We start from the raw sequence: 26,867 nt of genomic DNA, 5'->3' as shown, positions 1-26,867 counted from the left end.
CCGAGGCCCCGCGCCTTCTTCTCTTTTTCCTAGAACTCGTAGGTCGCCGACACCCACAGCCGGCGGCCTTCGTCGTTGTTGACGTAGGGGATGCCATAGGTCGGCGCGGCCTGACCCGGCACCGCGTAGGCGCGGTAGTCGATGAAGTTCTTGTTCAGCAGGTTGTAGACCGCCGCGCTGATCGTCCACTGCTTGTTGACCTGGTAGGCGCCGCCGAGGTGCAGCAGGCCATAGCCCTTGTAGTCGCCCAGCGCGTTCTTCGCCGCGATGGTGGCGGCCGTGGTGCCCGGGTCGCGGAAGCGGTCGCTGCGCACCTCGGCCCGCACCCAGCCCGACAAGGCGCCGCCCGGCTGCCAGTGCAGGCTGGCGTTGAAGGCGTGCTTGGGCGTGTCGGTCAGGGGCTTGCCAAGGTTCGGGCCGCTTTTCTGCTTGCTGTGGGTGTAGGTGTAGTTCAGCCGCGTCGACCAGGCCGCGTCGAGCGGGATCCGGGTGGCGAATTCCAGGCCCTGTGTCACGGCCTCGTCCACGTTGATGCTCTGGCCGAAGGTGTCGACTGCCGGCCAGTTGCCGAAGCTCACGCAGCCGGGACGGTTGGGCGACGGCCGGTAGCCGCAGTTCGGCAGGCCCGGGCCGCTGGTGATCTTGTCCTTGAACTGGTTGTGGAACAGCGCGGCGCTGGCGGTGAAGCCGGCCAGGTTGTCGTAGTAGGTGCCGATCTCGGTCGTGGTGCTGGTCTCGGGCTTGAGGTTGGGCGAGCCGATCAGCGGCGTGCGGCCCTGGTTGCCGAAGCCGTTGATGCCGGGCGCGAGCTGTTCCACGCGCGGTGTCTTGTAGCCGTTGCTCACGCCGCCCTTCAGGGTCCAGTTGGGCGTGGCGTTCCACACGCCGTAGATGCGCGGGCTGAGCTTGCCGCCGAACAGGCTGTGCTCGTCGTAGCGCGCGCCGAAGGTCAGGCCGAAGCTGTCGACGATGCGCCATTCGTCCTCGAGGAACAGCGCCTTCTGCGTGAAGCTGAAGCTCTGCGGCGCGACGCCGTCCTTCATCTCGGCTTCCCACCACTGGCCGCCCACGGTGACCAGATGTCGACCCAGCGCGGTGACCAGCTTGCTGTCGAGCACGCGGCTCTCGACCTCCAGCGTGCGCGGCGAACCGGCGACGGCGCCCGGCGTGCCGGGCGGGATCGTGCGGCCGACGGTCTCGGTGCGGTTGACCATGTAGCTGGTGTCCCAGCGGCCGAAGCTGTAGCGGCCGGTGTGGGCCAGCGTGAGCTGGTCGCGGTCGTACTTCTGCTCGGGCGCATAGCCGCCGGTGCCCAGCGTGCCGAGCTGGCCGCGCGCGTTGTCGTAGGTCTGGCGGCCGGCGTCGAGGTCCAGGCTCAGGTCGTGGTCGCGCGTGGGCGTGAGCGTCAGGCGCGCGCCGAAGTTGGCGATGTCCGACTTGACCGGGTTGGCGCCCATCACCGGTGCGACCTCGGCACCCAGCTGGTTGAGGTAACTGATGTCCGAAGCCTGGCGCTTGAACTTGGCGCCGCGTACTGCGAGGCCCAGCAGGTCCTGCTGGATCGGGCCGCTCAGGTAGAACTTGCCCGAACGGGTGTCGCCGAAGTCCGAGCTTTCCTGCAGCGTGTAGTCGGCCGAGACCGAGCCGCCCCATTCCTTGCCGACCTTGCGCGTGATGATGTTGATCACGCCACCCATCGCGTCGGAACCGTAGAGCGTGGACATCGGACCGCGGATGACCTCGATGCGCTCGATCGCCGACACCGGCGGCATGAAGCTGGTCTGGGTCTCGGTGAAGCCATTGGGTGTGACGTTGCCCGCGGCGTTCTGGCGCCGGCCGTCGATCAGCACCAGCGTGTAGTCGCTGGGCATGCCGCGGATGCTGATGTTGAGGCCGCCGGTCTTGCCGGCCGCCGCGCCCACGTCCACGCCCTCGACGTCCTGCAGCGCCTCGGCCAGGCTGTTGAAGCGCTTCTGCTGCAGCTCGGCGCGGTTGATCACGGTGATGGAGGCGGGCGCGTCCTTGATGTCCTGCTCCGAACCGGAGGCGGTGACCACGACCTCACGGAGATCGGCGGTGCCCGATTGGGCGAAGGCGGGGGAGGCGAAGAGGCTGGCGGCGCACAGGGCGACGGCGGACAGGCGCGGCAAGGCTGCGCCGGGATGGACTTGAGGCATCCGGGGAAACTCCAGAAAAACGACGGGAAAAACCGGGAACGTCGCTTCTGGAGAATGTTTTTGTGCTGCGCGCTGACCGAACTTGCAACAAGTGTATTGCAAATGCGAACCAGTTTTGTTTGCGTTGTGACGGCGCGTGTGACACTGTTGCTGCCAGGCCGCACTGAACTTCCGGCCGGCGCAGGCCTCAGACTCGGCCGTCGCTCTTCACGCTGGACCTTTCCCTTGGCTGTTCTTCCCTTCCCCGCGCGCGGCCTCCTGGCCGCCGCCGTGCTGCTCGGCGCCAGCGTTGTCGCGTCGGCCCAGTCCCTGCCCGAGGGCGTGCGCCTGGGCATGTCTGCCGATGCGCTGCGCGATGCCGTGCCCGATGCACAACGTGTCGCGCGCCCCCAGCGTTTGCCGGGCGGCCTGGCCGGCCTCTGGCGCGGCGCGCCCCGCCTGATCGAGGGCCTGGCCTTCGACCCGACCTTCTTCTTTGCCGCGGGGGCGCTGCAGCGCGTCGAATGGCTGGCCGCAGCCGACAGCCTGCCCGACCGGGGCGATGCCGCCTTCGGCGCCCTGCTGGACTGGGGTCGGGCCCGCTTCGGCGCCGAGACCGCGGCGCGCGACCCCGGCAGCCGCTACGCGAGCTGGGCGACCGAGGACGCCGACGTCTACCTGCAGCGCGTCGACGGGGTCGGGCACGCCACCGTGCGGCTGGTCTACAAGACGCGCGTGCTCAAGGACGCGAGCGAACTCTGAGGCGGCGCCTCAGCCCTCGTTCAGCATGCCGCGTTCCTCGATGAACGCCACCACCTCGGCCACGCCGGTGTGCGTCTTGAGGTTGGTCATCACATAGGGCCGCTGCTTGCGCATGCGCTGCGTGTCGGCCTCCATCACGCCCAGGTCGGCGCCCACGTAGGGCGCGAGGTCGGTCTTGTTGATCACGAACAGGTCGCTCTTCGTGATGCCCGGCCCGCCCTTGCGCGGAATCTTCTCGCCGGCCGCGACGTCGATCACGTAGATCGTGAGGTCGCTGAGCTCGGGGCTGAAGGTCGCGGCCAGGTTGTCGCCGCCGCTCTCGACGAAGACCACGTCGGCATCGGGAAAGTCGGCCAGCATGCGGTCGATGGCCTCGAGGTTGATCGAGGCGTCCTCGCGGATCGCGGTGTGCGGGCAGCCGCCGGTCTCCACGCCCATGATGCGTTCGGCCGGCAGCGCGCCCGACACCGTCAGCAGGCGCTGGTCTTCCTTGGTGTAGATGTCGTTGGTGATCGCGATCAGGTCGTACTTGTCGCGCATCGCCTTGCAGAGCATCTCGAGCAGCGTGGTCTTGCCGGAGCCGACCGGGCCGCCGATGCCCACGCGCAGCGGCGGCAGTTTCTTGGTGCGGTGGGCGATGTGATGGAGGGCGGAGGACATGGCGGGTCTCGTGGTCTGGAAGTCAGCTTCTGAAAAGGCGGGAGTATTGGTTTTCGTGGCGGGCGGAATAGACCGCCAGCATCGGCGAAAAAGCCTGGCGCGCGTCGTCGTCGAGCGCGATGGCATGGTCGACGGCAGTGGGAATCTCCTGTGCCAGCCGCCCCAGCATGCGCTGGCCCGCGCTCTGGCCCAGCGGCACCGACTTCACGGCGGCGCCGATCATGTTCTCGGCCCAGCCGAAGGCGAAGGCCAGGCAGCCGTCGCGCAGGCTGGCCTGCGTGCGCGCCGCCGCGAAGGCAAAGGCGACGGGGTAGGTGATCGCCAGGCCCTCGAAACGCGCCGCCACGTCGCCGTGGTGCAGCTTGAGCCACTCGACGAAGGAGCGGCCCATCTGCTCGGTCTGCAGCAGGAACTCGGTCGACTCGCGCGTCTGCAGCACCCAGGCGTTGAGCGCCGCGATGCGCGCCGCGTCGGCGCCGCGCCAGGCTGCGATCGATTGCGCCACCACCGGCAGGTCGCCGCGCGCGAGGCCCAGGTGCAGCTGGTCGACGATCCAGTCGGAGGCGCGCGCCTCGCTGTCCAGCCCGGCCCATTCCACGCCGGCCTCCAGCCCCTCGGAATAGGAGAAGCCGCCGATCGGCAGGGCCGGCGAGGCCAGCCAGATCAGCTGCAGGAGGCTGGCGGCGGGCATCGCGCCCGCGGCGTCGGTCATCAGTGCGTGTGGTCGTGGTCGTGGCCGTGCGAATGGCCATGGTCGTGCTCGTGCCCGCCCGCATAGGCGTCCGGATGCAGCACCGGCCCCACGGGCGCCTTGCCGTGGGCATGCGCGTGGCCGTGGTCGTGGCTGCCGCCATGCGCGCCGCCGTGGGCGCCATAGGCGCCGCCCTCGGGCTCGAAGGCCTGCTCGGCCTCGCGCACGATCAGGTGCATCGAGCGCAGCATCGCGGCCAGCACATGGTCGGGCTCGATTTTCAGGTGGTCGGGCCGCAGCTCGATCGGCACATGCCGGTTGCCCAGGTGGTAGGCCGCGCGCGTCAGGTCGAAGGGGGTGCCGTGCTGCGTGCAGTGCGTGATGACCAGCACCGCCTGCGGCGCGGCGATCACCTTGATCAGCGAACCGTCTTCCGCCACCAGCACGTCGCCCCCGCGCACGGCCGTGCCGCGCGGCAGGAACACGCCGATGCGGCGGCCCTGCGAATCGACGGTGTCGAAGCGGCTCTTCTGGCGCACGTCCCAGTCGAGTTCGATGGTGGCGGCGCGCTTGAGCAGCACGGCGGCGAGGCCGCCGCCCTGGGGCATGAGTTTGTTGGCGTTGAGCATGGCTGGCTGACGCGGAGCGCGTCCGTGAAAAGAAAGGAGTTCTTGAAGAATACCCAGCCTGTCAAGCCCGCGTGCGTTGTGCGCTCAGAACAGGAAATACCGCTGCGTCATCGGCAGCGAAGTCGCCGGCTCGCACACCAGCAGCTGGCCGTCGGCGCGCACCGCGTAGGTCTGCGCATCGATCTCCATCTTGGGCGTGTAGCCGTTGTGCACCATGTGCTGCTTGCGCACGCCGCGCACGTTCTTCACCGCGCAGAGCGTCTTCTGCAGGCCGAAGCGCTCGCCGATGCCGGCCGCGAGCCCGGCCTGCGAGACGAAGGTGAGCGAGCTCTGGTGCAGCGAGCGGCCGTAGGCGCCGAACATCGGGCGGTAGTGCACCGGCTGCGGCGTCGGGATCGAGGCGCTGGGGTCGCCCATCGCGGCCATGGCGATGCTGCCGCCCTTGATGAGGGTGAAGGGCTTGACGCCGAAGAAGGCAGGCTTCCACACCACCAGGTCGGCCCACTTGCCGACCTCGATGCTGCCGACCTCGTGCGCGATGCCGTGCGCGAGCGCCGGGTTGATCGTGTACTTGGCGATGTAGCGGCGGGCGCGGAAGTTGTCGTTGCGTGCGTTGTCCTCGGGCAGCGAGCCACGCTGCTGCTTCATCTTGTGCGCCGTCTGCCAGGTGCGGATGATCACCTCGCCCACCCGGCCCATGGCCTGGCTGTCGGAGCTGAACATGCTGATCGCGCCCAGGTCGTGCAGGATGTCCTCGGCCGCGATGGTCTCCTTGCGGATGCGCGACTCGGCAAAGGCCAGGTCCTCGGCGATGCCCGCATCGAGGTGGTGGCACACCATGAGCATGTCGACGTGCTCGTCGAGCGTGTTCACCGTGTAGGGCATGGTCGGGTTGGTGGAGGAGGGCAGGAAGTTGTCCTCGCCCACCACGCGCAGGATGTCGGGCGCATGGCCGCCGCCTGCGCCTTCGGTGTGGAAGGCGCAGATGCCGCGGCCCTTCACGGCCGCGATGGTGTTCTCGACGAAGCCCGATTCGTTCAGCGTGTCGGAGTGGATCGCCACCTGCGTGTCGGTGGCGTCGGCCACGTCCAGGCAGTTGCTGATGGCCGCGGGCGTGGTGCCCCAGTCCTCGTGCAGCTTGAGGCCGATCACGCCGGCGTCGATCTGCTCGTGCAGCGCGGCCGGCAGGCTGGCGTTGCCCTTGCCCAGGAAGCCCAGGTTCATCGGGAAGGCATCGGCCGCCTGCAGCATGCGCTCGATGTGCCAGGGACCGGGCGTGGAGGTGGTGGCGAAGGTGCCGGTGGCCGGGCCGGTGCCGCCGCCGAGCATGGTGGTCACGCCGGAGCTCAGCGCTTCCTCGATCTGCTGCGGGCAGATGAAGTGGATGTGGCTGTCGATGCCGCCCGCGGTGACGATGTTGCCTTCGCAGCTGATCACCTCGGTGCCCGGGCCGATCACGATGTCGACGCCCGGCTGCACGTCGGGGTTGCCGGCCTTGCCGATCGCCACGATGCGCCCGCCCTTCAGGCCGATGTCGGCCTTCACGATGCCCCAATGGTCGAGGATCAGCGCGTTGGTCATCACCGTGTCGACGGCGCCTTCGGCGCGCATCCGCTGCGACTGCGCCATGCCGTCGCGGATCGTCTTGCCGCCGCCGAACTTCACCTCCTCGCCGTAGCCGCCGGCGCGCAGCGTGTAGTCGGCCTCGACCTCGATCACGAGGTCGGTGTCGGCCAGCCGCACGCGGTCGCCCACGGTGGGGCCGAAGATTTCCGCGTAAGCACGCCTTCCTATGGTCGCCATTTCAGCGTTCCTTTTTTCGTGAGATGCCGCGGAACCGGCTTTGCCGGGCCGCTGGCATCGCCCCCTGGAAGGGGGGTGGCGAAGCGACACGAAGTGCGCGAAGACTGGGGGTCATGCCAATTTCCCTTGCACCAGGCCGCGAAAGCCGTAGACGATGCGGTCGCCCGCGAGATCGCAAAGCTCGACCGTGCGTTGCTGGCCGGGCTCGAAGCGCACGGCCGTGCCCGAGGCGATGTTCAGCCGCATGCCGCGCGCGGCCGTGCGGTCGAAGCCCAGCGCGCCGTTGACCTCGGCGAAGTGGTAGTGCGAGCCGACCTGGATCGGCCGGTCGGCGGTGTTCTGCACCACCATCGTGAGCGTGCGCCGGCCGGGGTTGAGCACATGCTCGCCCTCGTCGGTGAAGAGTTCGCCGGGGATCACGGGCCGGGCCTCAGGCGAGCTGCGCCAGCAGCGCGGCACCGAACAGCGCGACGGCCGCGCCGGCCACGCGGGGCAGCCAGGCGCCGCGCTGGCGCAGGGTCCAGCCGATGGCGATGCCGGCCGTGTGCAGCAGCGCGGTGGCCAGCACCATGCCGGCGATCGCGAAGCCGGCACCGTGGTCGCCCGCCAGTTCGTAGCCGTGGGCCACGCCATGGAACACCGCGAACACGCCGACCACCGCCGCGGCTACTGGCCCGGGCAGGCGCAGCCGCGTGGCCACCAGCAGGCCGATCACCAGCAGCGAGGCCGCGATCATCGGCTCGACCGCCGGCACCTGCACGCCCGCAAGGCCGAGCAGCGCACCGGCCAGCAGCATGCCGGCGAAGCCCAGCGGGGCCCAGAGCAGGTCGCGTCCCGTGCGGGCGATCAGCGCGCTCCAGAGGCCGACCGCGACCATCGCCGCCAGGTGGTCCAGGCCGGTGAAGGGGTGCACGAAGCCCTGCACGAAACCGATGTCGTGGTGGGCCGCGCCGTCGACGCCGACGTGGGCCGAGGCCAGCAGCGGCAGCAGGCCGAGCGCGGCGGCGGCCAGGGAAGGGACACAGGAAGAACGCGTCAGGCGCATGGGAGGTCTCCGCTCGGGAATGGGAAAGAGAGAAAGGAGGAAAAGGGGGGAGGTCAGACGATCGGCTGGTGGACGGTGACCAGCTTGGTGCCGTCGGGGAAGGTGGCCTCGACCTGGATGTCCGGGATCATCTCGGCCACGCCGTCCATCACGTCGGCGCGGGTGAGCACGCTGCGGCCTTCGCTCATCAAGGCGGCCACGCTCTTGCCGTCGCGCGCGCCTTCCATGACCGCGGCCGAGATCAGCGCGACGGCCTCGGGATAGTTGAGCTTGAGCCCGCGGGCCTGGCGGCGCTCGGCGAGCAGTGCGGCCGTGAAGATCAGCAGCTTGTCTTTTTCGCGTGGCGTGAGTTCCATGGGACAGAAAAGGATGCGTGGAGGCCCGGGGGCCTGAAGAGGGGAATATGCAACAGTCGTGCCGTGGCACGGAAGATGCACCGAAAAGGGGTGATCGACGCCACCCCGCCACCGACGCCTCCCTCGCCCGACGACGCGCCGCAGCGCATCGTCAAGGTCCGGCGCGACTACAACAGCTGGGTGGCCAGTGAAACGCTCGAGGACTATGCGCTGCGCTACACGCCGCAGCGCTTTCGCAAGATGTCCGAATGGCGGGTGGCGAACACCGCCTTCGGCGGCGCCGCTTCGTTCCTGATCCTGGAAGCGGTCGGCGCCACGCTGCTGGTGCAGTACGGCTTTCTCAACGCCTTCTGGGCGGTGCTGGCGACCGGGCTGATCATCTTCCTGGCCGGCCTGCCGATCAGTGTGTACGCCGCGCGCTACGGCGTCGACATGGACCTGCTCACGCGCGGCGCGGGCTTCGGCTACATCGGCTCGACGCTCACCTCGCTGATCTACGCCTCCTTCACCTTCATCTTCTTCGCGCTCGAGGCGGCCGTGATGGCCTACGCGCTCGAGCTGGCGCTGGGCATCCCGCCGGCCTGGGGCTACCTGGTCTGCGCGCTGGTCGTGATCCCGCTGGTGACACACGGCGTGTCGGCCATCAGCCGGCTCCAGGTCTGGACGCAGCCGCTGTGGCTGCTGATGCTGGTGGTGCCCTTCGCCTATGTGATCGTGCGCGACCCTGGTGCGTTTTCGGGTCTGATGCACTACAACGGCGCCTCTGGCCGCGCGGGCGGCTTCAACCTGCACCTCTTCGGTGCCGCGCTCACGGTGGGCATCGCGCTGATCACGCAACTGGGCGAGCAGGCCGACTACCTGCGCTTCATGCCCGTGCGCACGGCGGCCAACCGGGCCCGCTGGTGGGGCGGCGTGCTGATGGGCGGGCCGGGCTGGGTGGTGATGGGCGTGCTCAAGATGCTGGGCGGGATGATGCTGGCGTATCTCGCCATCGGCCACATGGTGCCGCCCGAGCGCGCGGTCGATCCCAACCAGATGTACCTCGCGGCCTTCGAGTACGTGTTGCCGAACTACGGCTGGGCCGTGGCGGCGACCGCGCTGTTCGTGGTGGTGTCGCAGCTCAAGATCAACGTCACCAACGCCTATGCGGGCTCGCTGGCCTGGAGCAACTTCTTCTCGCGCGTCACGCACAGCCATCCGGGCCGGGTGGTGTGGGTGGTGTTCAACGCGCTGATCGCCTTCATGCTGATGGAGATGAACGTGTTCGAGGCGCTGGGCGACGTGCTGGGCCTCTACGCCAACATCGCCATCGCCTGGATGATGGCGGTGGTGGCCGACCTGGTGATCAACAAGCCGCTGGGCCTGTCGCCGCCGGGCATCGAGTTCAAGCGCGCCCACCTCTGGGACATCAACCCGGTGGGCGTGGGCGCGATGGCGCTGGCCTCGGCGCTGTCCATCGCCGCGCACCTGGGCGCCTTCGGCCCGCTGGCGCAGGCCTTCTCGGCCGTGATCGCGATGGGCACGGCACTGGTCACGGCACCGCTGATCGCCTGGGCCACGCAGGGCCGCTACTACCTGGCGCGCGGGCCGGCCTTCGACGCCCGCACGCAGGTGCGCTGGGCCCGCGTCGAGACCTCGCCCGCCGCCGCGGCCGACAACGCCTACCAGCGGCTGCGCACCCAGCGCTGCGTGATCTGCGAGCGCGAATACGAGGCGCCCGACATGGCGCACTGCCCGGCCTACCAGGGCGCGATCTGCTCGCTGTGCTGCACCCTCGACGCGCGCTGCGGCGACCTCTGCAAGCCGCGGGCGAGCCTGTCGACGCAGTGGTCGGGGGCGCTGCGCTGGCTGCTGCCGCGGCGCGTCTGGCCCTACCTCGACACCGGCCTGGGCCATTTCCTGCTGCTCACGCTGATCATCGTGCCGCTGCTGGCCACGGTCTTTGGCGTGCTCTACCAGCAGGAGCTGCGCGCGCTGGGCGAGAGCGCGCTGGGCATGCTGCCGCCGGGCGAGGCGGCCAGCGCCATCCTCAAGGCGCAGCAGGCCTCGCTGCGCTCGGGCTTCCTCAAGAGCTACATGGCGCTGCTGCTGATCGCCGGCATCGTGGCCTGGTGGCTGGTGCTGGCGCACCAGAGCCGCAAGGTGGCGCAGGAGGAATCCAACCGCCAGACTCACCTGCTGATGCACGAGATCGAGCGGCACAAGGAGACCGACCGCGCGCTGCAGGCCGCCAAGCAGAGCGCCGACGATGCGCGCGAGCAGGCCGACCACGCCAACCAGGCCAAGAGCCGCTACATCAGCGCCATCAGCCACGAACTGCGCACCCCGCTCAATTCCATCCTCGGCTATGCCCAGCTGATGGGCGAGGACGCCACCGTGCCGCCGCACCGGCAGCAGGCCGTGGCCGTGATCCAGCGCGGCGGCGAGCACCTGCTGTCGCTGATCGAGGGCACGCTGGACATCGCCCACATCGAGGCCGGCAAGCTCACGCTGCAGGCCCGGCCCATGCCCTTCGCCGCCGCCATGCGCGAGCTGGCCGACATGTTCGAGCTGCAGGCCTCGGAGAAGGGCCTGGCCTTCCGCTTCGAGCCAGCGGGCGACGTGCCCGAGGTGGTGCGCGCCGACGAGCGCCGGGTGCGCCAGATCCTGATCAACCTGCTGGGCAACGCGATCAAGTTCACCGCCCGCGGCGAGGTCGTGCTGCGGCTGCGCTATGCGCGCGAGTTCGCGGCGCTGGAGATCGAGGACACCGGGCCCGGCATGTCGGCCGCCGAGATCGAGCGCATCTTCGAGCCCTTCGCGCGCGGCGATGCGGGCGGCACGGCCACGCGCACCGGCGCGCCCGGCGCGGGCCTGGGCCTGACCATCGCCAAGATGCTGACCGACCTGATGGGCGGCGAGATGTCGGTGCAGAGCACGCCCGGCCAGGGCTCGGTGTTCCGCGTGCGGCTGTTCCTGCCGCGCGTGCATGCGGCGCCGGTCGCCGCGGGGCGCATGGCCGCGCCCTTGCCCGGCCCGGCGCGGCCGCGGCGCGGCTACCTCGGCGCGCGCCGGCGCGTGCTGGTGGTCGACAACGAGGAGGCCGACCGCGAACTGCTGGTACAGGTCCTGGGGCCGCTGGGCTTCGAGCTGCGCACCGCGGCCAGCGGCCACGACGCGCTCGACCTGGTGGCGGCCGGCTTCCGGCCCGACGCGATGTTCGTCGACCTCGCGATGCCCGGCATCGACGGCTGGGAAACCATCCGCCGCAGCCGCCAGTTCGAAGCGCCGCTGGCGCCGCGCTGCGTGGCCATCGTCTCGGCCAACGCCTTCGACAAGCGGCTGGACAACGACGTGGGCATCGTGCCCGAGGACTTCTTCGTCAAGCCGGTGCGCCACAGCGAGCTGCTCGACTGGCTCGAGCGCAAGCTGGGGCTCGAGTGGACGGCGGTGGCCGCGGCGCGCGAGGCGCCGGTCGCCGCCGCCCCGGCGCAGGTGCGGCCCGCGGCCGAACGGCTGCACGCACTTCAGGATGCCATCGGACTGGGTTATTTTCGGGGGATCATGAACCAGCTCGACGAGATCGACGCCGCGCAGCCCGAGTGCGCCGCCTGGACCGCGGCCCAGCGGGCCCTGGCGCGCCAGTTCCGCTTCGACGCGATGGACGGCGGCGCGCCGCCGCAGCCGGAGGGCGCGCGATGAACGACCCCAAGGCGCGCGACTTCGCCGGCAACAGCGACCTGGTGCTGATCGTCGACGACGTGCCCGACAACCTCGCCGTGCTGCACGACGCGCTCGACGAATCGGGATACACCGTGCTGGTCGCGACCAGCGGCGAGCAGGCGCTGCAGCGCGCGGCGCAGGCCCGCCCCGACATCGTGCTGCTCGACGCGATGATGCCGGGCATGGACGGCTTCGAGGTCGCGCGCCGGCTCAAGGCCGATGCGGCCACGGCCCACATCCCGATCGTCTTCATGACCGGGCTCACCGAGACCGAGCACCTGGTGGCGGCGCTCGAGGCCGGCGGCGTCGACTACGTGACCAAGCCGATCAAGCCCAAGGAAGTGCTGGCGCGCATGAACGTGCACCTGCAGGGCGCGCGCCGCGCGCGGCAGGAGGCGCAGCAGGCCGGCCAGGCGCGCAACGCGCTCGACGCCTTCGGCTACGCCAGCCTCACGGTGCGGCTGCCCGAGGGCCGCGTGATCTGGCAGACCGCGCTGGCGCGCGACCTGCTGCTGCGCTACTGCGGCACCAGCGCGCCGCAGGCACCGCCGGCCGTGCTCGACTGGCTGGCGCGCCACCTGCCCGATGCGCAGCAGCGGCAGATCGAGCCGCCCGCGCTGTCGATCGCGCTCGGTCCCTCGGCGCTGAGCCTGCGGCTGCACCAGCAGACCGGCCACGACGACGACGGCGACGACTGGCTGATCATCATGCGCGAGCTGTCCGACACCACGGTGATCGAGGCCATGAGCCTGAGCCTCAAGCTCACGGCGCGCGAGGCCGAGGTGCTGTACTGGGTGGTCAAGGGCAAGACCAACCGCGACATCGGCGAGATCGTGGGCAGCAGCCCGGCCACAGTGAAGAAGCACCTGGAGCGGGTCTACGTGAAGCTGGGCGTGGAAACGCGCACGGCGGCCGCGGGCGTGGCGATCAAGCGGCTGCGCGAATTGCAGCCGCAATTCGAGATCTGAATCCGTGCGCGCGCTGCGCTGGGCCTCGGTGCTGGGCCTGTTCGCCTCCGGCGGCGCCTGGGCCGGCGGTCATTTCGACGTGGACGATGCCGGCACGCTGGCGCCGGGCCGATGCCAGTACGAGGCCTGGCTGAGCCGCAGCCCGGGCGATGCCTCGGCCGCCGACAACAACCTGCATCTGGGGCCGGCATGCCGGGTCGGCCCGGTGGAGCTGGGCTTCAACATCGACCGCTTCGCGCTGCGCGGCGAGCGGGCCGCGCTGCTGCTCGGGCCGCAACTCAAGTGGACTTTCCTCGGCGACGACCCGCAGGCCCGCTGGAGCGCGGCGCTGTCGGTGACGCTCGGCGTCGATGCGGTGCATGGCGGCCGGGCCGGCGGCCAGTTCGTGCTGCCCGTGACCTGGGCGCTCAGCCAGCGCCTGCAGGTCCATGCCAACCTGGGCGCGGACTGGGGCACGGGCGACGGCGAGCGCACGGTGCGCAAGGGCCTGGCCCTGGAATGGGCGCTGGGCGATGCGCTGTCGCTGATCGCGGAGCGCAACCGGGCCAGCGGCCTGTGGGCCTCGCGCCTGGGCGCGCGCATCAACCTCACGCCGACGACCAGCGTCGACCTGGGCTTCATGCGCCTGGGGCCCGAGCGGCTACGCACGCTCACGCTGGGACTGAACCAGGAGTTCAGCCGCCACTGACCGACGCGCGGCGTGCGCGTCGAGCAGGAAGGATCAGGACGTGACGGGCGAAGCAGCCACCAGGTGCTCGGTCAGGAACCAGACCTGCAGCTCGTTGGTGCGCAGCACGTTGCTCACGAACACGTCGTTGCTGCCGTCGTCGCCGGCCTCGTCGACCTTCTTGGCCGCCTTGCGGGCCTCGACGATGATCAGCTCGTGCGCTTCGGCCAGCCGGCGGATCTGCACCGCGGCGGGCTCGCGGCCGCGCGGCGGGCGCGGGATCTTGGTGGTCTCGGCGATGTCCGGTGCCATGGCCAGCGCGATGCCGCCCAGCAGCTGGATGCGCTCGGCCAGGATGTCGACCAGCAGCACCTGGGCCTCGAAATGCTGGTCGTACATCAGGTGCAGCTGGTTGAAGGTCGGGCCGACGACCTGCCAGTGGTGCTTCTTGTACATGTCGCGCAGCGTGATCGTGTCCGCCAGGCACTGGTTGAGCAGCGCCACGCTCTCCTTGCAGACCTTTTCCGAAAGGCCGTTGGGCAGCTTGACGATCTCGCCGAACTTCTGCGTCTCGTGGCTCTGCTGGTCGAGGTCGGGTTGCACCGCCTTCTGCTTGGCGGTCATGGGGGCGGTCTTGTCGTTGTCTTGGGTGGCCATCACTGAACTCCGTGATTGAAAGAAAGAGGAGGGAGGGGAAAGCCTCTTTCTATCGATCGCGGAGGTCCGGCCGCGTAGGCCGGCGTGCCATTTCCGTGCAGAAGATCGGCCGGCATCCTGCCGGCCCCGGGCGCTCACTCGATCTTCACGCCCGCGTCGTTGACCACCTTGGTCCACTTGGGGATTTCCTTCTGCAGCAGCTGGCCGAAGGCCTCCGGGGTGCTGGCCACCACCTCCACGCCCTGGTCGCGGAACTGCTTGACCACCTCGGGGTCCTTGAGGATCGCGACGATGTCCTTGTTGGCCCGGTCGACCATGGCCTTGGGCACGCCGGCCGGCATCTGCATGCCGAACCAGACGATCACCTCGTAGCCCGGCACGCCGGCGGCCTGCACCGTGGGCGTGTCGGGCAGCAGCGCGGCGCGCTCGGTGCCGGTCACCGCGATCGGCTTGAGCTTGCCGGCCTTGATCTGCTGCATCAGGTTGGGCACGTTGTCGAACAGCACGTCGATCTCGCCGCCCAGCATGGCCATCACCGCGGGCGCGCTACCCTTGTAGGGCACGTGGGTCATCTTGGTGCCGGTCATGCTCATGAACAGCTCCATCGACAGGTGGTTCGACGAGCCCGAACCGGTCGAGCCGTAGTTGAGCTTGCCCGGGTTCTTCTTCGCGAAGTCGATCAGTTCCTTGAGGTTGCTCACGCCCGGCAGGTCGGGGCGGATCACCAGCGCGTTCTGCGTGTAGCCGGCCCACACCAGCGGCTGGAAGTCGGCCGTCGCGTTGTAGGGCAGCTTGGCGCCGTAGAGCGCGGGCAGGGCCGAGAAGGGCAGCGGCGTGATCAGCATGGTGTAGCCGTCGGCCGGTGCCTTGGCCGCCAGGTTGTTGCCCAGCACCGTGTTGCCGCCGGGGCGGTTGTCCACCACCACCGACTGCTTCCACACCTTCGACAGGCGGTCGCCGACGGTGCGCGCCAGCGTGTCGTTGAAGCCGCCGGGCGTGTAGGGGACGATGATGCGCGCGGGCTTGCTCGGGTAGTCGTCGGCGCTTGCGATGCCGCCGAGCGTGAGGCCCGTCAGGCCCAGGCACAGCGGTGCCAGCAGGCGCAGCAGGGTTCGTTTCGCGATGGTCATGGCTTGTCTCCGTTTTCTTTTCTATGGGTGGGGCCGTCTCAGAACTTCACGACGTAGCCGGGTCCGTCGACCATCGGGTACTTGTCGAAGAGGCTCTCGTCCACTTCGATGCCCAGGCCATGGCCCTTGGGCGGCTCGACGCAGCCGTCGGCACCGATCGCGAAGGTGCTGCCGAACATGTCGCGGAAGGGGTTGAACTTCGACACGCAGGCCTCGAAGTAGCCCGCGTTCTCGGTCGCCGCGAGGAAGTGCAGCGTGGCCGCGTGGTTGAGGCCGGTGGCCGAGCTGTGGGCATGCACCGGGATGCGGAAGGCCGAGGCCATGGCCGCGATGCGCACACCCTCGGTGATGCCGCCGCTCTTGGACAGGTCGGGCTGCCAGACCTGCACCGCGCCCGCGTCCAGCATCTGGCCGAACTCGAAGCGGGTGAAGTGGTTCTCGCCGGCCGCGATCGGCACCAGCGGCGTGATCTTCGCGGCCTCGCGGTAGGACGCGAAGTCGTTGCAGGCGAAGGGCTCCTCGAGCCAGCCGGCCTGGATGTCGGCCAGCGCCGGCAGCACGCGGCGCACGTCGGCGATGGTGTAGGCGGTGTTGGCGTCGGTCAGGATGTCGATGTCCTCGCCCAGCACCTCGCGCACCTTGCGCACGCGGGCGATGTCGTTCTTCACCGTGTCGCCGATGCGCAGCTTGACGGCCTTGTAGCCCTGCTCGACGTACGACTGCGCCTCCTCGGCCATGGCCTCGGCCGGCTGGTAGCCCAGCGCGATGCCGCCCGCATAGGCCGGGATGCGACGGTGCGAGCCGCCCAGCAGTTCGTACAGCGGCATCTTGGCGGCCTTGCCGCGGATGTCCCACAGCGCCATGTCGATGCCCGACAGCGCCAGGCAGGTGCCCGCGCCCAGGCCGTGGCTCGACAGCTGCATGCGGTGCACGCGCTGCCAGGCGCCCACCACGTCGGTCGCGTTCATGCCGACCAAGAGCGGCTGCAGCGTGTTGTGGACCAGCGCCACGATCGCGCCGGGGCTGCGGCCCGGGTGCGCCTCGCCGTAGCCGGTGATGCCTTCGGAGGTCTCGACGCGGATGATGATGCAGTCGCGCTTGAGCGTGCTGCCGATGCCCATGGTCACGGTCTTGCCTTCGGGCAGGCGGTAGGACAGCGGCACGGCGGTGATGCGGGTGATCTTCAAGGGAGGTCTCCTGGGGTGCGTGGAAGGGTGGGGAAGGATGCGGTCAGGCGCCGGCTGTGGACGGCCGGGCGAAGACCTCGGGATTGACGATGTGGGGCGGCTGCTCGCCGCGCAGCAGCACGGCCGCCAGCGTGTCGACGGCCATCAGGCCCATCGCGCGCTCGGCCTCCTGCGTGAGGCCCGCGAGGTGCGGCGTGAGCAGCACGCCCGGGTGGCGGCGCAGCGCGCTGTCGGCGGGCAGCGGCTGGGTCTGGAACACGTCGAGCACCGCGCCCGCGAGCCTGCCTTCGGCCAGCGCCGCGGCCAGGTCGTCCTCGCGCAGCACCGGCCCGCGGCCCACGTTGACCAGTACCGCGCCGGGCTTCGCATGGGCCAGCACCGCCGCGTTGACCAGGCCGCGCGTTTGCGGCGTGAGCGGGCAGGCGATCACCACCACGTCGCTGGCCGCGAACAGGGCCTCGATCGTGAGCGTGGCGATACCGGCCGGCACCTTCGACGGCGTGCCGGTGCAGACCGCGAGCGCCATGCCGAAGCCCTGCATGGCGATGGCGCCGATGCGCTGGCCGATCGCGCCGTAGCCGATCAGCCCCAGCGTGCGGCCCCGCAGTTCATAGGTGCGCGCGCCGGCCTGCGCGCGGGCCGCCCAGTCGCCGGCCCGCACGCTGGCGTCGAAGGCCGCGAGCTGCCGGCTGTGCGCCAGCAGCGCCGCGAACACGTACTCGGCCACCGCGTTGGCATTGACGGCCGGCGTGTTGCCCACCGGGATGCCCTTCGCCGTGGCGCGCTCGACCGGGATGAAGTCCAGCCCCACGCCCTGGCGCATCACGCAGCGCAGCGCGTTCGGGCCGTCGAACAGGTCGGTGGGCAGCAGGCGGCGCACCACCAGGCCTTCGGCCTGCCGCACCGCTTCGCGCAATGCCGCATCGCTCTGTGCGCGCGAGAGGCCGTCGGGCAGTTGCGCGATCTCGGCCCAGGTGGCCAGGCGTGCCCGCGCATCGGGATGCAGCGGATCGGTCAGCAGAACGCGGGGAAGGGTCATGGCGCGGCGATCGTTGACGGTCGAAACCTCGACGCGAGCACCCGCCCCGGCCGCAGCGTGCCGGTGCCTGTCTCAGTCGTTCAAGGTACGTTGCCGTTGAAGTTGTGTGATGAATCTATCACACAACTTTGCGCCGGAGGACCGGGTTTCTGCGGAGAGTCTCTGCGGAGGTTCAGCGCGGGAGCGAACCGCCGCGCGGGCCCTCGCCCAGCTTGACGCGCGCCACGCGCTGGGCGGCGGCACGGCTGTCGCCGGTCCAGAAATCCTTGCCGGCCTGCTCGATGCGCTCGCCGGTGTTGCGCATGTGCAGGAAGGCCGCGGTGCGCGCCGCCGCCGGGTCGCGTGCCTTGATCGCAGCGCAGATCGCCTCGTGTTCGGCCAGCACCTGGGCCGCGAGTTCGGGCCGCCGCGCCTCGTTGGTGCGGGTCAGGCGAATGGCGTCGTGCAGCGCGCGTGTGAGCATGCCCAGCAGCTCGGTGTAGTGCGGGTTGTGCGCGGCGTGCGAGATCGCGATGTGGAAGGCCAGGTCTTCCGCCACGCCGTCGCCGCCGTCCTTGACCGCGCGGGCGATGGCACGCAGCGCCTGCTGGATCAGCGTCATCTCGGCGCCGCTGCGGCGCTCGGCCGCCAGCGCCGCCATCTCGGCCTCGATGCCGCGGCGCAGCTCGAGGATGCGCAGCACGCCCTCGGCCGGGTTCTCGCTGGGCTGGCCCAGGCGGAAGGCGTCCGACACCTTGGGATCGCGCACCACCGTGCCGCTGCCCTGGCGCGTCTCGACCAGGCCTTCGGACTTGAGGCGCGAGATCGCCTCGCGCACCACGGTGCGGCTCACACCGTACTGCTCGGTCATCGACAGCTCGGTCGGCAGCCGGGTGTTGACCGGGTACACGCGGGCGCGGATGTCGGCGGCGATGAGCCCCGTGACGCGGTCGGCCAGCGTGCCCTCCGCTGCGGGGCGTGCGCTCGGATCGTCGGTTTGGGAGAAGGCCATGTGTGCTTGGAATATGGGCGTTTCTGAAGCTGCGAAGAATATCACTTCAGTCTCTTCTCTTGACAAAGTGATATGACGTATTTGTAATACGACTGGAGACAACACGCTGCATCGCAACGATGCATGAAAACCCTGAGAGCCCATGACCCCTGCCGACCGTCCCCGTGCCTTCCTCTGCCGCCGCTTCACACCCGCCGTCGAGACCGCGCTGCACGCGCGCTTCGCACTGCAGCTGAACGAGGACGACAGCATCCTTGCCTCCGCCGAGATCGCGCGCCGCGCGCACGGCAGCGAAGTGCTGTTCGTCAGCGCCACCGAAGCGGTCGACGCGGCCACCATCGCGCAGTTGGCGCCCACGCTGCGCACCATCGCCACGCTCTCGGTCGGCCACGACCACATCGACCTGGCGGCCGCGCGCGCGGCCGGCGTGCGGGTGCTGCACACGCCCGACGTGCTCAGCGACGCCTGCGCCGAGATCGCGCTGATGCTGCTGCTCAACGCCTGCCGTCGCGGCTTCGAGGCCGACCGCCTGGTGCGCAGCGGCGCCTGGGCCGGCTGGGCGCCCACCCAGCTGCTGGGCATGGGCCTGGTCGGGCGCCGGCTGGGCATCTTTGGCATGGGCCGCATCGGCCGCGCGATCGCGGTGCGCGCGCGCGCCTTCGGCCTGCAGATCCACTACCACAACCGCAGCCGGCTCGACGCCGCGCAGGAAGAGGGCGCGACCTATCACGCCACGCTCGACTGCCTGCTCGCGGCCAGCGACATCCTGATGGTCGCGGCACCCGGTGCGCCGTCCCTGCGCGGCACCTTCGATGCGCAACGGCTGGCCCTGCTGCCCGAGGGCGCGGTGGTGGTCAACATCTCGCGCGGCGACCTGATCGACGACGCGGCCCTGATCGCCGCGCTGCAGAGCGGCCGTGTGCGCGGCGCCGGCCTCGACGTGTTCGCCAACGAGCCGAACGTGCATCCGGGCTACCGCGCGTTGGACAACGTGTTCCTCTCGCCACACATTGGCAGCGCCACGCACGAGACGCGCGACGCCATGGGTTGGCTCTTGATCCGCGGCATCGAAGCCCTGGCGCGCGGCGAGACCCCCGACAACCTGCTTTCCTGACCCCCACCCTCACACCCATCACCATGAAACTCCAGCACCCCGAACTGTTCCGCCAGCAATGCCACATCGGCGGCCGCTGGGTCGATGCCGCAGACGGCGCCACCCTGCAGGTCACCAACCCGGCCGACGACAGCGTGCTCGGCAGCGTGCCGCGCCTGACCGCGGCCGACGTGCGCGGCGCCATCGATGCGGCCAACGCCGCGCTGCCCGGCTGGCGCGAGACCAGCGCCAAGGAGCGCTCGCGGCTCATGCGCCGCTGGTTCGACCTGTGCATGGCGCACCAGGACGACCTCGCGATGCTGCTTACGCTCGAGCAGGGCAAGCCGCTGGCCGAGGCCAAGGGCGAGATCGCCTACGGCTCGAGCTTCATCGAGTGGTTCGCCGAAGAGGCCAAGCGGGTCTACGGCGACATCATCCCGGCCGCTTCGCTCGACCGCCGCATCGTGGTGCTCAAGCAGCCCGTGGGCGTGGTGGCGGCCATCACGCCCTGGAATTTCCCCAACGCGATGATCACCCGCAAGGCCGGCGCCGCGCTCGCGGCCGGCTGCACCATCGTGATCAAGCCGGCCTCGGCCACGCCGTACTCGGCGCTGGCGCTGGCGCAACTGGCGGCCGAGGCGGGCATCCCGGCCGGCGTGCTCAATGTGGTGACCGGCTCGGCCGCCACCGTGGGCGGTGAGCTCACCGGCTCTTCGGTGGTGCGCAAGCTCTCGTTCACCGGCTCGACCGAGGTCGGCAAGCAGCTGATGGCGCAGTGCGCGGCCACGGTCAAGAAGGTGTCGATGGAACTCGGCGGCAACGCGCCCTTCATCGTGTTCGACGACGCCGACCTCGACGCGGCCGTGGCCGGCGTGATGGCCTCGAAGTTCCGCAACGCGGGCCAGACCTGCGTGTGCGCCAACCGCATCTTCGTGCAGGCCGGCATCTACGACCGTTTCACCGAGAAGCTGCGCCAGACGGTCGAGGCCCAGGTGGTCGGCAACGGCCTCCAGCCCGGCGTGAACCTCGGCCCGCTGATCGACGACGCGGCCGTGGCCAAGGTGCGCGAGCACATCGCCGACGCGGTGGCGCTGGGCGCGCGCATCGTCACCGGCGGCCAGGCGCACGCGCTGGGCGGCCGCTTCTTCACGCCGACCATCCTGTCGGACGTGTCGCCCAAATCGAAGCTGATGCAGGAAGAGACCTTCGGCCCGGTGGCGCCGCTGATCCGCTTCGAGACCGACGACCAGGCCGTGGCCATGGCCAACGACACGCCCTTCGGCCTGGCCGCGTATTTCTACACCCAGGACTATGCGCGCGCCTGGCAGGTGGCCGAGGCGCTGGAGGTTGGTATCGTCGGGCTCAACGAAGGGCTGATCTCGACCGAGCTCGCGCCCTTCGGCGGCATCAAGGAATCGGGCGTCGGGCGCGAAGGCTCCAAGTACGGCGTCGACGACTATGTCGAAATCAAGTACGTGTGCGCGGGCGGCCTCGGCCGGCCGGCGCGCGCCAAGGCATGAACACAGCACTGAATTTTTCGCAGGAGAAGATGCAATGAGCAACAACAAGAAGATCGGCCTGATCGGCGTCGGCATGATGGGCCACGGGATCGCCAGCAACATCGTCAAGCACGGCCATGCGCTGGCGGTGCTCGAGCACGCGGGCAACCAGCCGCTCGACACCCTCAAGGCCGCGGGCGTCACCACCTTCCAGACCGCGCGCGAACTGGCCGCGGCGGTCGACGTGCTGCTGCTGTGTGTCACCGGCTCGCCCCAGGTCGAGGCGGTGCTGCTGGGCGAGGGCGGCGTGCTCCAGGGCCTGCGCAAGGGCACGGTGATCATCGACTGCTCGACCGCCATCCCGGCCTCGACCGAGCGGCTGGCCCAGGTGGTGGCCGAAGCCGGCGGCCGCTTCATGGATTCGGCCATGACGCGCACGCCCAAGGAAGCCGCCGAAGGCCGGCTCAACCTGCTGGTGGGCGCCGACGACGCGCTGTTTGCCGAATGCCGGCCGCTGCTGGCCTGCTTCGCCGAGAACATCACGCACGCGGGCGGCGTCGGTGCCGGCCACCGCATGAAGCTGCTGCACAACTACGTGTCGCTGGGCTCGGTCGCGCTGATCGCCGAGGCCGCGGCCTGCGCTGAACGCGCGGGCGTGGCGCCCGAGGTCTTCGTCGACGTGCTGAGCAAGGGCGGCGGCGGCGGCACCGCGCTGGAGCGCCTCAAGCCCTTCCTGCTGGCCAAGGACCCCAACGGCCTGCGCTTCGCGATGTCGAACGCGCTCAAGGACCTGGGCTACTACACCACCATGGCCAGCGACAGCCACTCGGCCCGCGCGATTGCCGAAGGCGTGCGCCAGACCTTCGAGGGCGCGGTGAACGGCAGCGATCCGCAGACGCTGGTGCCCGAACTGGTGGCACTGCTTGCCAAGCGCGGCGACGGCAGCTGATTCAGTCCTCACCCCCCAAAGCAGAAAGCCGCCCCGAGGGGCGGCTTTCTTGTTGGTGAGGCACCGCAGGCGCCTCGGAGGTGGTCCTAGTCCTCGACGAAAGCTTCCTCGCGCTTGGCCTTCACGGCCGGCAGCAACACCACCACCAGCAGCAGCAGCGCGGCCGCCAGCAGACCCGCGGAGATCGGCCGCATCACGAACACGCTCCAGTCGCCGCGCGACAGCAGCAGCGCGCGGCGCAGGTTCTCTTCCATCATCGGGCCCAGGATGAAGCCCAGCAGCAGCGGCGCGGGTTCGCACTTCAGCTTGAGGAAGGCGTAGCCCACGATGCCGAAGATCGCGACCATCCAGACGTCGAAGGTGTTGTTGTTCTCCGAGTACACGCCCACCGCGCAGAACAGCACGATCGCCGGGAACAGCCACTTGTAGGGAATGGTCAGCAGCTTGATCCAGATGCCGATCATCGGCAGGTTCAGCACGATCAGCATCAGGTTGCCGATCCACATCGAGGCGATCAGGCCCCAGAACAGTTCGGGGTTGCTGGTCATGACCTGCGGGCCCGGCTGGATGTTGTGGATGGTCATGGCACCGACCATCAGCGCCATCACGGCATTGGGCGGGATGCCCAGGGTCAGCAGCGGGATGAAGGAGGTCTGCGCGCCAGCGTTGTTGGCCGACTCGGGGCCCGCCACGCCGCGGATGTTGCCCTTGCCGAAGGGCACTTCGCCCGCCTTGAGCTTCATCTTCTTCTCGATGGTGTAGGCCGCGAAGGCCGACAGCAGGGCGCCGCCGCCCGGCAGGATGCCCAGGGCAGAACCCAGCGCCGTGCCGCGCAGCACCGCGGGCGTCATGTCCTTGAAGTCCTGCTTGGTGGGCCACAGGCCCTTGACCTTGGCGGTGAACACTTCGCGCTCGTGCTCGGGCACGGCCAGGTTGGCGATGATTTCGCCGTAGCCGAACACGCCCATGGCGATGGCGATGAAGCCGATGCCGTCGGTCAGTTCGGGGATGTCGAAGCTGTAGCGCGCCACGCCCGAGTTCACGTCGGTGCCGACCAGGCCCAGCGCCAGGCCGAACAGGATCATCGTGATGGCCTTGAGCAGCGAGCCCGACGCCAGCACCACGGCGCCGATCAGGCCCAGGATCATCAGCGAGAAGTACTCGGCCGGGCCGAACTTGAAGGCCAGCTCGGTCAGCGGCGGCGCGAAGGCGGCCAGGATCAGGGTGCCCACGCAACCGGCGAAGAAGGAGCCCAGGCCGGCCGCAGCGAGCGCGGGCCCGGCCCTGCCTTTTCTGGCCATCTGGTAGCCGTCGATCACGGTCACCACCGAGGAGGATTCGCCCGGCAGGTTGACCAGGATGGCGGTGGTCGAGCCACCGTATTGGGCGCCGTAGTAGATGCCGGCCAGCATGATCAGCGCGGCCACCGGAGGCAGCGCGTAGGTGGCGGGCAGCAGCATCGCGATGGTCGCGACCGGGCCGATGCCGGGGAGCACGCCGATCAGCGTGCCCAGCAGGCAGCCGACGAAGGCGTAGACGAGGTTCTGCGCCGTGAAGGCGACGCCGAAACCAATCGAGAGATTCGTGATCAGGTCCATGAGTGCTTGTGTCTCGTTGTGGTGTGCGTGCTCAGCCGATGAACGTGGGCCAGACCGGGAACTGCAGCTTCAGCGCGACCACGAAGGCGAGGTAGCTGCCGAGCGCGAGGATGGTCGCCAGCACGGCGACACCCTTGAAGCTGAACTGGTCGCCGGCGAGGCTGGCGATGAAGGTCAGCGCGTAGATCGCGACGATCAGGCCCATCGGCGGCAGGCCGATGCTCGGCAGGCCGCCCAGCAGGACGCCGAAGATCAGGTTGGCGCCGATCACGAAGCCCAGCGGGCGCCAGGCGATGCTGCCGATCGGTTCACCGTCCTCGGTCTCGAGGATCAGCGCCTTGAGCGCGATCAGCGAACCCATGATGGCCATGAGGATGCCGACGATCAGCGGGAAGTAGCCCGGGCCCATGCGGGCGCCGCTGCCCACGTTGTACGTGGTGGCGCCCCAGGCGAAAGCCACGCCGAAGGCGCTGAAAAGCACGCCCGAGTAGAAGTCTCTCTGACTTTTGATTTTCAACCTTTGTCTCCTGTAGATGCAATGAATCGCGACGGCGCGCGCGAGCGCCGCGACGGGCACGGGAAGTGCGCAGGCGATGGTAGGAAGACAGAGGCCGCGCGTGCATGACGAACACATTGCCGTTTGGCAATGTGGGCGGTCGGCGGGGGCGCCCAAAAAAAAAGACCGGCACGGCGGAGGCCGTGCCGGTCGCGCGGAAGGCGCCGGTGCTTATTCGCTCAGCGAGGTGCTGCGCAGTGCCGCGTCGCCCGCGATCTCGGCTTCGGAGAAGGGCACCTTGAGCCACTGGCCCGCGCTGTAGGCCCGGGTGTAGTCGCCGTTGTGCGCCGAGGCCGGGTCGTCCGACAGCGAGAAGGTCAGGAAGGTGCGGGCGTCCACACCGCCTTCGGGGAAGCGCACCACCTGCATGTAGCTGTTGCCGTTGGGGTTGGCGTCCATGCTGTAGCCGCCCTTGTCGAGCCGGTTCTCCGAGCAGGCGATGGTGAAGTAGCCCGGGCCGCCGCAGCCGCCGTACAGCGGGATCTTCTGGCCGCCGCGGGTGGCGAACAGCACCTCGCCGCGGGGCGCGTCCAGGGCGTAGCCGCTGGCCTCGATGCGCGCGATGGCGGCGCCGAAGGCCTGCTGCAGGCCGGCTGCGGCCGTGGCCTTGAGATCGCGCGGCGTGTTGACCGCATCCTTGGCATCGAAGGGCACGTTGTAGAGCGTGGCGGCCGGCATCAGCGCGGCGCGATTCCAGAACTCGTCCCACACATGGGCGCCGCGCGAAGCGACGGTGCCGGTGTTGTCCCAGTTGCGCAGCGCGGCGCAGGCCGGGCCGGTGTCGACGTCGCGGCCGATGGCCTCCTTGGTCTGCGGGTCCGTCGCGACCGTGATCTTCGGCGTGGCGCACACCAGGTCCAGCGCGTCGTTCTTGAACAGCTCGGCCGTCAGCACGCGGCTGTTGAGCACCATGCGCTGCACGATGTCGCTGGTGGCCCGGTTGCCGCCGTAGCGGTCGGTGCCCGCCAGGCGCTCCTGCGCCAGCCGGTTGCCCATGCGGGTGCGGAAGCTCACGGCCTCGGTGCCGGCCGGGCCCATGATGTCGGGGTAGTCGGTCAGCGGGGCCTTGGGCTGCGTCAGCCAGTAGCTGTCGTTCATGTTCGCCACATAGTCCTCGCGCTGCAGGCTGGGCATGCGCGAGGCGCCGATCGCGCCCTTCTGCGCCGAGTCGGCGTCGGTCTGCCAGTCGCAGTAGCCGCGCGAGCCGTCGAAGATCGGCACCCGCGGCAGGCTGGCGCGCAGCGACAGGCCGGTGGGCGTGGTGCAGCTCGTGGTCTGGGCCGGCGACACGTTGGGCACCGCGCCGATGTCGGCGTACCAGGCCTTGGCCGTGCCCCGGCCCACGGCCACGGTGTTGACCCAGGGAATGGCCGCTTCCTCGCGCTGGATGGCGATGAACTCGTCGAGCGACTTCGCCTGGTTCCAGCGCAGCCAGTTGCGGAAGGTGCGGTAGTTCTCGCCGTTGATGTCGCGCATCGCGAAGGCCGTAGTCTGGTTCCAGGCCAGCGCCGGGTTCAGCAGGCCGAGGTTGACCATCGGGCCGTACTCCGACTTGTAGAGCGTGCGCGTCACGGGCGACACGCCGCCGTCGCTCTGCTTCACCTTCACGGTGATGGCGGTGGCCTGCATCTTCACGGTCACGCCGTCACGCAGGTAGCTGGTCGGGTTGCCGGACGCCAGCTTCAGTTCGAAGAAGCCGAAGCGGCGCGCGGTCGACACCGTGTGGCTCCAGGCCACGTTGTCGTTGAAGCCGATCAGCATCACCGGGATGCCGAGGAAGGAGGTGCCGCTCACGTTGAGCTGGCCCGGGATGGTGAGCTGCGCCTGGTAGAAGCGGTCGGGCCCGCGCCAGTACCAGTGCGGGTTGCCGAACAGCAGCGGGCTGCCGTCGCCGGTGGCGGCGGTGCCGAAGCCGATCATGTTGCTGCCCACGCCCTCGTGGCCGCCCACCTGCAGTTCGGGCAGCTGCATCGTCGCGGACGCGAACTGCGCTGCCGCCTTGCGCGCGCTCAGCTGGGTGGGGCCGCTTGCCGCGGGCGCGAGCGCGCCGGCGATGTGGGGCAGGAAGTTGCTGTAGCCGCCCGCGAGGTTGGCCGCGTACATGCGGCGGTAGATGTCGTCGGTGCTCACCGGCCGCACCCAGGCCTCGCTGGCGCAGGCCGCGTTGGCGCCGGCCTTGGCCTTGACGTCGCGCACATAGCGGTTGTAGCCGGCGGCGAAGCCGGTCACCAGCTGCTTGAGGTTGTCGGGCTGGGCTGCGATCATCTTCTGCACCACGTCGTCGGAGATCACGTGGCGATGGAAGAAATCGGACTCGATGTTCTTCGGCCGGCCGATGGTGCTGCTGGCCAGCAATTGCGCATCGGCGCCGAGGAACTGCGAGCGCTCGCCGCGGTAGGTGAGGAAGGAATCGGCCATGGTGCAGAGGTTGTCCTCGGCCTGTGCATAACCGTAGCCGTAGCCCGCGCCGGCCCAGGTGTCGGCCTTGATGTGCGGCACGCCCATGGCGGTGCGGCGGATCTCGGCCTTGTAGGTGGCGGTGGGCGGCGTTCCGGGGTCGGGCGGCGGCGAGATGTCGCCGCCGCTGCCGCCGCCGCAGGCGCTGAGCAATGCGGCTGCCGCGAGCGCGACGATGGAAAGCGGCAGGGCGCCGCGCGAGGCTTGGACTCGTCTCATGATCTTGTGTCTCCGGTGATGGCCCTGTCGTCAGGGCCATGCGCAGCTTAGGG

The 26,867-nt window shown here is 69.6% G+C and carries 23 protein-coding genes; 7 read left to right on the top strand and 16 right to left on the bottom strand.

Going from position 1 to position 26,867, the window contains the following annotated elements; all coding sequences use genetic code 11:
* Positions 1 to 29 precede the first annotated feature (29 nt).
* Positions 30 to 2,177 (bottom strand): TonB-dependent receptor domain-containing protein, encoded by a 2,148-nt coding sequence (locus A9977_RS13355; protein WP_183025337.1) that lies wholly within the window; start codon positions 2,175 to 2,177, stop codon positions 30 to 32.
* A 225-nt stretch (positions 2,178 to 2,402) separates the two neighbouring features.
* Between A9977_RS13355 and A9977_RS13350 the strand changes: the two genes are divergently transcribed.
* The gene (locus A9977_RS13350; RefSeq protein WP_183025336.1) at positions 2,403 to 2,918 is read left to right on the top strand and encodes a hypothetical protein; all 516 of its coding nucleotides are present in this window, start codon (positions 2,403 to 2,405) and stop codon (positions 2,916 to 2,918) included.
* 9 nt (positions 2,919 to 2,927) lie between these two features.
* Here the strand turns inward: A9977_RS13350 and ureG are convergent, their stop codons facing one another.
* The 7 genes from ureG to A9977_RS13315 all read right to left on the bottom strand — a co-directional run bounded on the left by ureG (position 2,928) and on the right by A9977_RS13315 (position 8,102).
* Positions 2,928 to 3,578, bottom strand: a complete 651-nt coding sequence (gene ureG / locus A9977_RS13345; protein WP_183025335.1) for an urease accessory protein UreG — start codon at positions 3,576 to 3,578, stop codon at positions 2,928 to 2,930.
* A gap of 22 nt (positions 3,579 to 3,600) precedes the next feature.
* Complete coding sequence (locus A9977_RS13340) at positions 3,601 to 4,290, bottom strand: urease accessory protein UreF (RefSeq protein WP_259651957.1); 690 nt, start codon at positions 4,288 to 4,290, stop codon at positions 3,601 to 3,603.
* Positions 4,290 to 4,898, bottom strand: coding sequence for an urease accessory protein UreE (ureE, locus tag A9977_RS13335; protein WP_183025334.1), 609 nt, complete (start codon positions 4,896 to 4,898; stop codon positions 4,290 to 4,292). The genes A9977_RS13340 and ureE overlap by 1 nt, the downstream gene beginning before the upstream one ends.
* An 84-nt stretch (positions 4,899 to 4,982) precedes the next feature.
* The gene (gene ureC, locus A9977_RS13330; protein WP_183025333.1) at positions 4,983 to 6,701 is read right to left on the bottom strand and encodes an urease subunit alpha; all 1,719 of its coding nucleotides are present in this window, start codon (positions 6,699 to 6,701) and stop codon (positions 4,983 to 4,985) included.
* Between the two features lie 111 nt (positions 6,702 to 6,812).
* The gene (locus A9977_RS13325; protein WP_183025332.1) at positions 6,813 to 7,121 is read right to left on the bottom strand and encodes an urease subunit beta; all 309 of its coding nucleotides are present in this window, start codon (positions 7,119 to 7,121) and stop codon (positions 6,813 to 6,815) included.
* Between the two features lie 10 nt (positions 7,122 to 7,131).
* A complete protein-coding gene (locus A9977_RS13320; RefSeq protein WP_183025331.1) occupies positions 7,132 to 7,746 on the bottom strand; it encodes a HupE/UreJ family protein in 615 nt (204 codons plus the stop codon).
* Positions 7,747 to 7,799: 53 nt separating this feature from the next.
* Positions 7,800 to 8,102 (bottom strand): urease subunit gamma, encoded by a 303-nt coding sequence (locus A9977_RS13315; RefSeq protein WP_183025330.1) that lies wholly within the window; start codon positions 8,100 to 8,102, stop codon positions 7,800 to 7,802.
* 75 nt (positions 8,103 to 8,177) lie between these two features.
* Between A9977_RS13315 and A9977_RS13310 the strand changes: the two genes are divergently transcribed.
* The 3 genes from A9977_RS13310 to A9977_RS13300 are packed head-to-tail and all read left to right on the top strand — an operon-like array spanning position 8,178 to position 13,460.
* A complete protein-coding gene (locus A9977_RS13310) occupies positions 8,178 to 11,783 on the top strand; it encodes an ATP-binding protein (protein ID WP_183025329.1) in 3,606 nt (1,201 codons plus the stop codon).
* Entirely contained in the window at positions 11,780 to 12,772 is a 993-nt protein-coding gene (locus A9977_RS13305) for a response regulator transcription factor (protein WP_183025328.1), read from the top strand. Before A9977_RS13310 ends, A9977_RS13305 begins: the two co-directional genes overlap by 4 nt.
* 4 nt (positions 12,773 to 12,776) lie before the next feature.
* Positions 12,777 to 13,460: a hypothetical protein gene (locus A9977_RS13300; RefSeq protein WP_310936129.1), complete on the top strand. Its 684-nt coding sequence runs from the start codon at positions 12,777 to 12,779 to the stop codon at positions 13,458 to 13,460.
* 33 nt (positions 13,461 to 13,493) lie between these two features.
* On the opposite strand, the gene A9977_RS13295 is transcribed toward A9977_RS13300, so the two are convergent.
* From A9977_RS13295 to A9977_RS13275, 5 genes are all read right to left on the bottom strand, one after another.
* Positions 13,494 to 14,096, bottom strand: coding sequence for a Dps family protein (locus A9977_RS13295; RefSeq protein WP_220811755.1), 603 nt, complete (start codon positions 14,094 to 14,096; stop codon positions 13,494 to 13,496).
* 134 nt (positions 14,097 to 14,230) lie between these two features.
* On the bottom strand, positions 14,231 to 15,226 hold the full coding sequence (locus A9977_RS13290; RefSeq protein ID WP_183025327.1) for a tripartite tricarboxylate transporter substrate binding protein: 996 nt from the start codon (positions 15,224 to 15,226) through the stop codon (positions 14,231 to 14,233).
* Between the two features lie 38 nt (positions 15,227 to 15,264).
* Positions 15,265 to 16,413 (bottom strand): mandelate racemase/muconate lactonizing enzyme family protein, encoded by a 1,149-nt coding sequence (locus tag A9977_RS13285; protein ID WP_183025326.1) that lies wholly within the window; start codon positions 16,411 to 16,413, stop codon positions 15,265 to 15,267.
* Positions 16,414 to 16,456: 43 nt separating this feature from the next.
* Positions 16,457 to 17,452: an NAD(P)-dependent oxidoreductase gene (locus A9977_RS13280; RefSeq protein ID WP_183025325.1), complete on the bottom strand. Its 996-nt coding sequence runs from the start codon at positions 17,450 to 17,452 to the stop codon at positions 16,457 to 16,459.
* Positions 17,453 to 17,624: 172 nt separating this feature from the next.
* Entirely contained in the window at positions 17,625 to 18,443 is an 819-nt protein-coding gene (locus tag A9977_RS13275) for a FadR/GntR family transcriptional regulator (protein ID WP_183025324.1), read from the bottom strand.
* Positions 18,444 to 18,585: 142 nt separating this feature from the next.
* On the opposite strand from A9977_RS13275, the gene A9977_RS13270 reads away from it, so the two are divergent.
* The 3 genes from A9977_RS13270 to A9977_RS13260 are packed head-to-tail and all read left to right on the top strand — an operon-like array spanning position 18,586 to position 21,984.
* Positions 18,586 to 19,557 carry a D-glycerate dehydrogenase gene (locus tag A9977_RS13270; RefSeq protein WP_183025323.1) on the top strand — a complete coding sequence of 324 codons (972 nt, stop codon included), beginning with the start codon at positions 18,586 to 18,588 and terminating at the stop codon, positions 19,555 to 19,557.
* Positions 19,558 to 19,580: 23 nt separating this feature from the next.
* Positions 19,581 to 21,056 carry an NAD-dependent succinate-semialdehyde dehydrogenase gene (locus tag A9977_RS13265; RefSeq protein WP_183025322.1) on the top strand — a complete coding sequence of 492 codons (1,476 nt, stop codon included), beginning with the start codon at positions 19,581 to 19,583 and terminating at the stop codon, positions 21,054 to 21,056.
* Between the two features lie 34 nt (positions 21,057 to 21,090).
* Complete coding sequence (locus A9977_RS13260) at positions 21,091 to 21,984, top strand: NAD(P)-dependent oxidoreductase (protein ID WP_183025321.1); 894 nt, start codon at positions 21,091 to 21,093, stop codon at positions 21,982 to 21,984.
* A gap of 86 nt (positions 21,985 to 22,070) precedes the next feature.
* Here A9977_RS13260 and A9977_RS13255 read toward each other — a convergent pair whose 3' ends face one another.
* From A9977_RS13255 to A9977_RS13245, 3 genes are all read right to left on the bottom strand, one after another.
* Entirely contained in the window at positions 22,071 to 23,582 is a 1,512-nt protein-coding gene (locus tag A9977_RS13255) for a tripartite tricarboxylate transporter permease (protein WP_183025320.1), read from the bottom strand.
* Positions 23,583 to 23,613: 31 nt separating this feature from the next.
* The gene (locus A9977_RS13250) at positions 23,614 to 24,099 is read right to left on the bottom strand and encodes a tripartite tricarboxylate transporter TctB family protein (protein WP_183025319.1); all 486 of its coding nucleotides are present in this window, start codon (positions 24,097 to 24,099) and stop codon (positions 23,614 to 23,616) included.
* Positions 24,100 to 24,309: 210 nt separating this feature from the next.
* Positions 24,310 to 26,814, bottom strand: a complete 2,505-nt coding sequence (locus A9977_RS13245; RefSeq protein WP_183025318.1) for a penicillin acylase family protein — start codon at positions 26,812 to 26,814, stop codon at positions 24,310 to 24,312.
* Positions 26,815 to 26,867 lie beyond the last annotated feature (53 nt).

Source organism: Variovorax sp. UMC13, from assembly GCF_014170375.1.
Lineage (GTDB): Bacteria > Pseudomonadota > Gammaproteobacteria > Burkholderiales > Burkholderiaceae_C > Variovorax.
The sequence above is the reverse complement of the archived record's forward strand: the minus strand, read 5'-3'. Positions and strand labels throughout refer to the sequence as shown.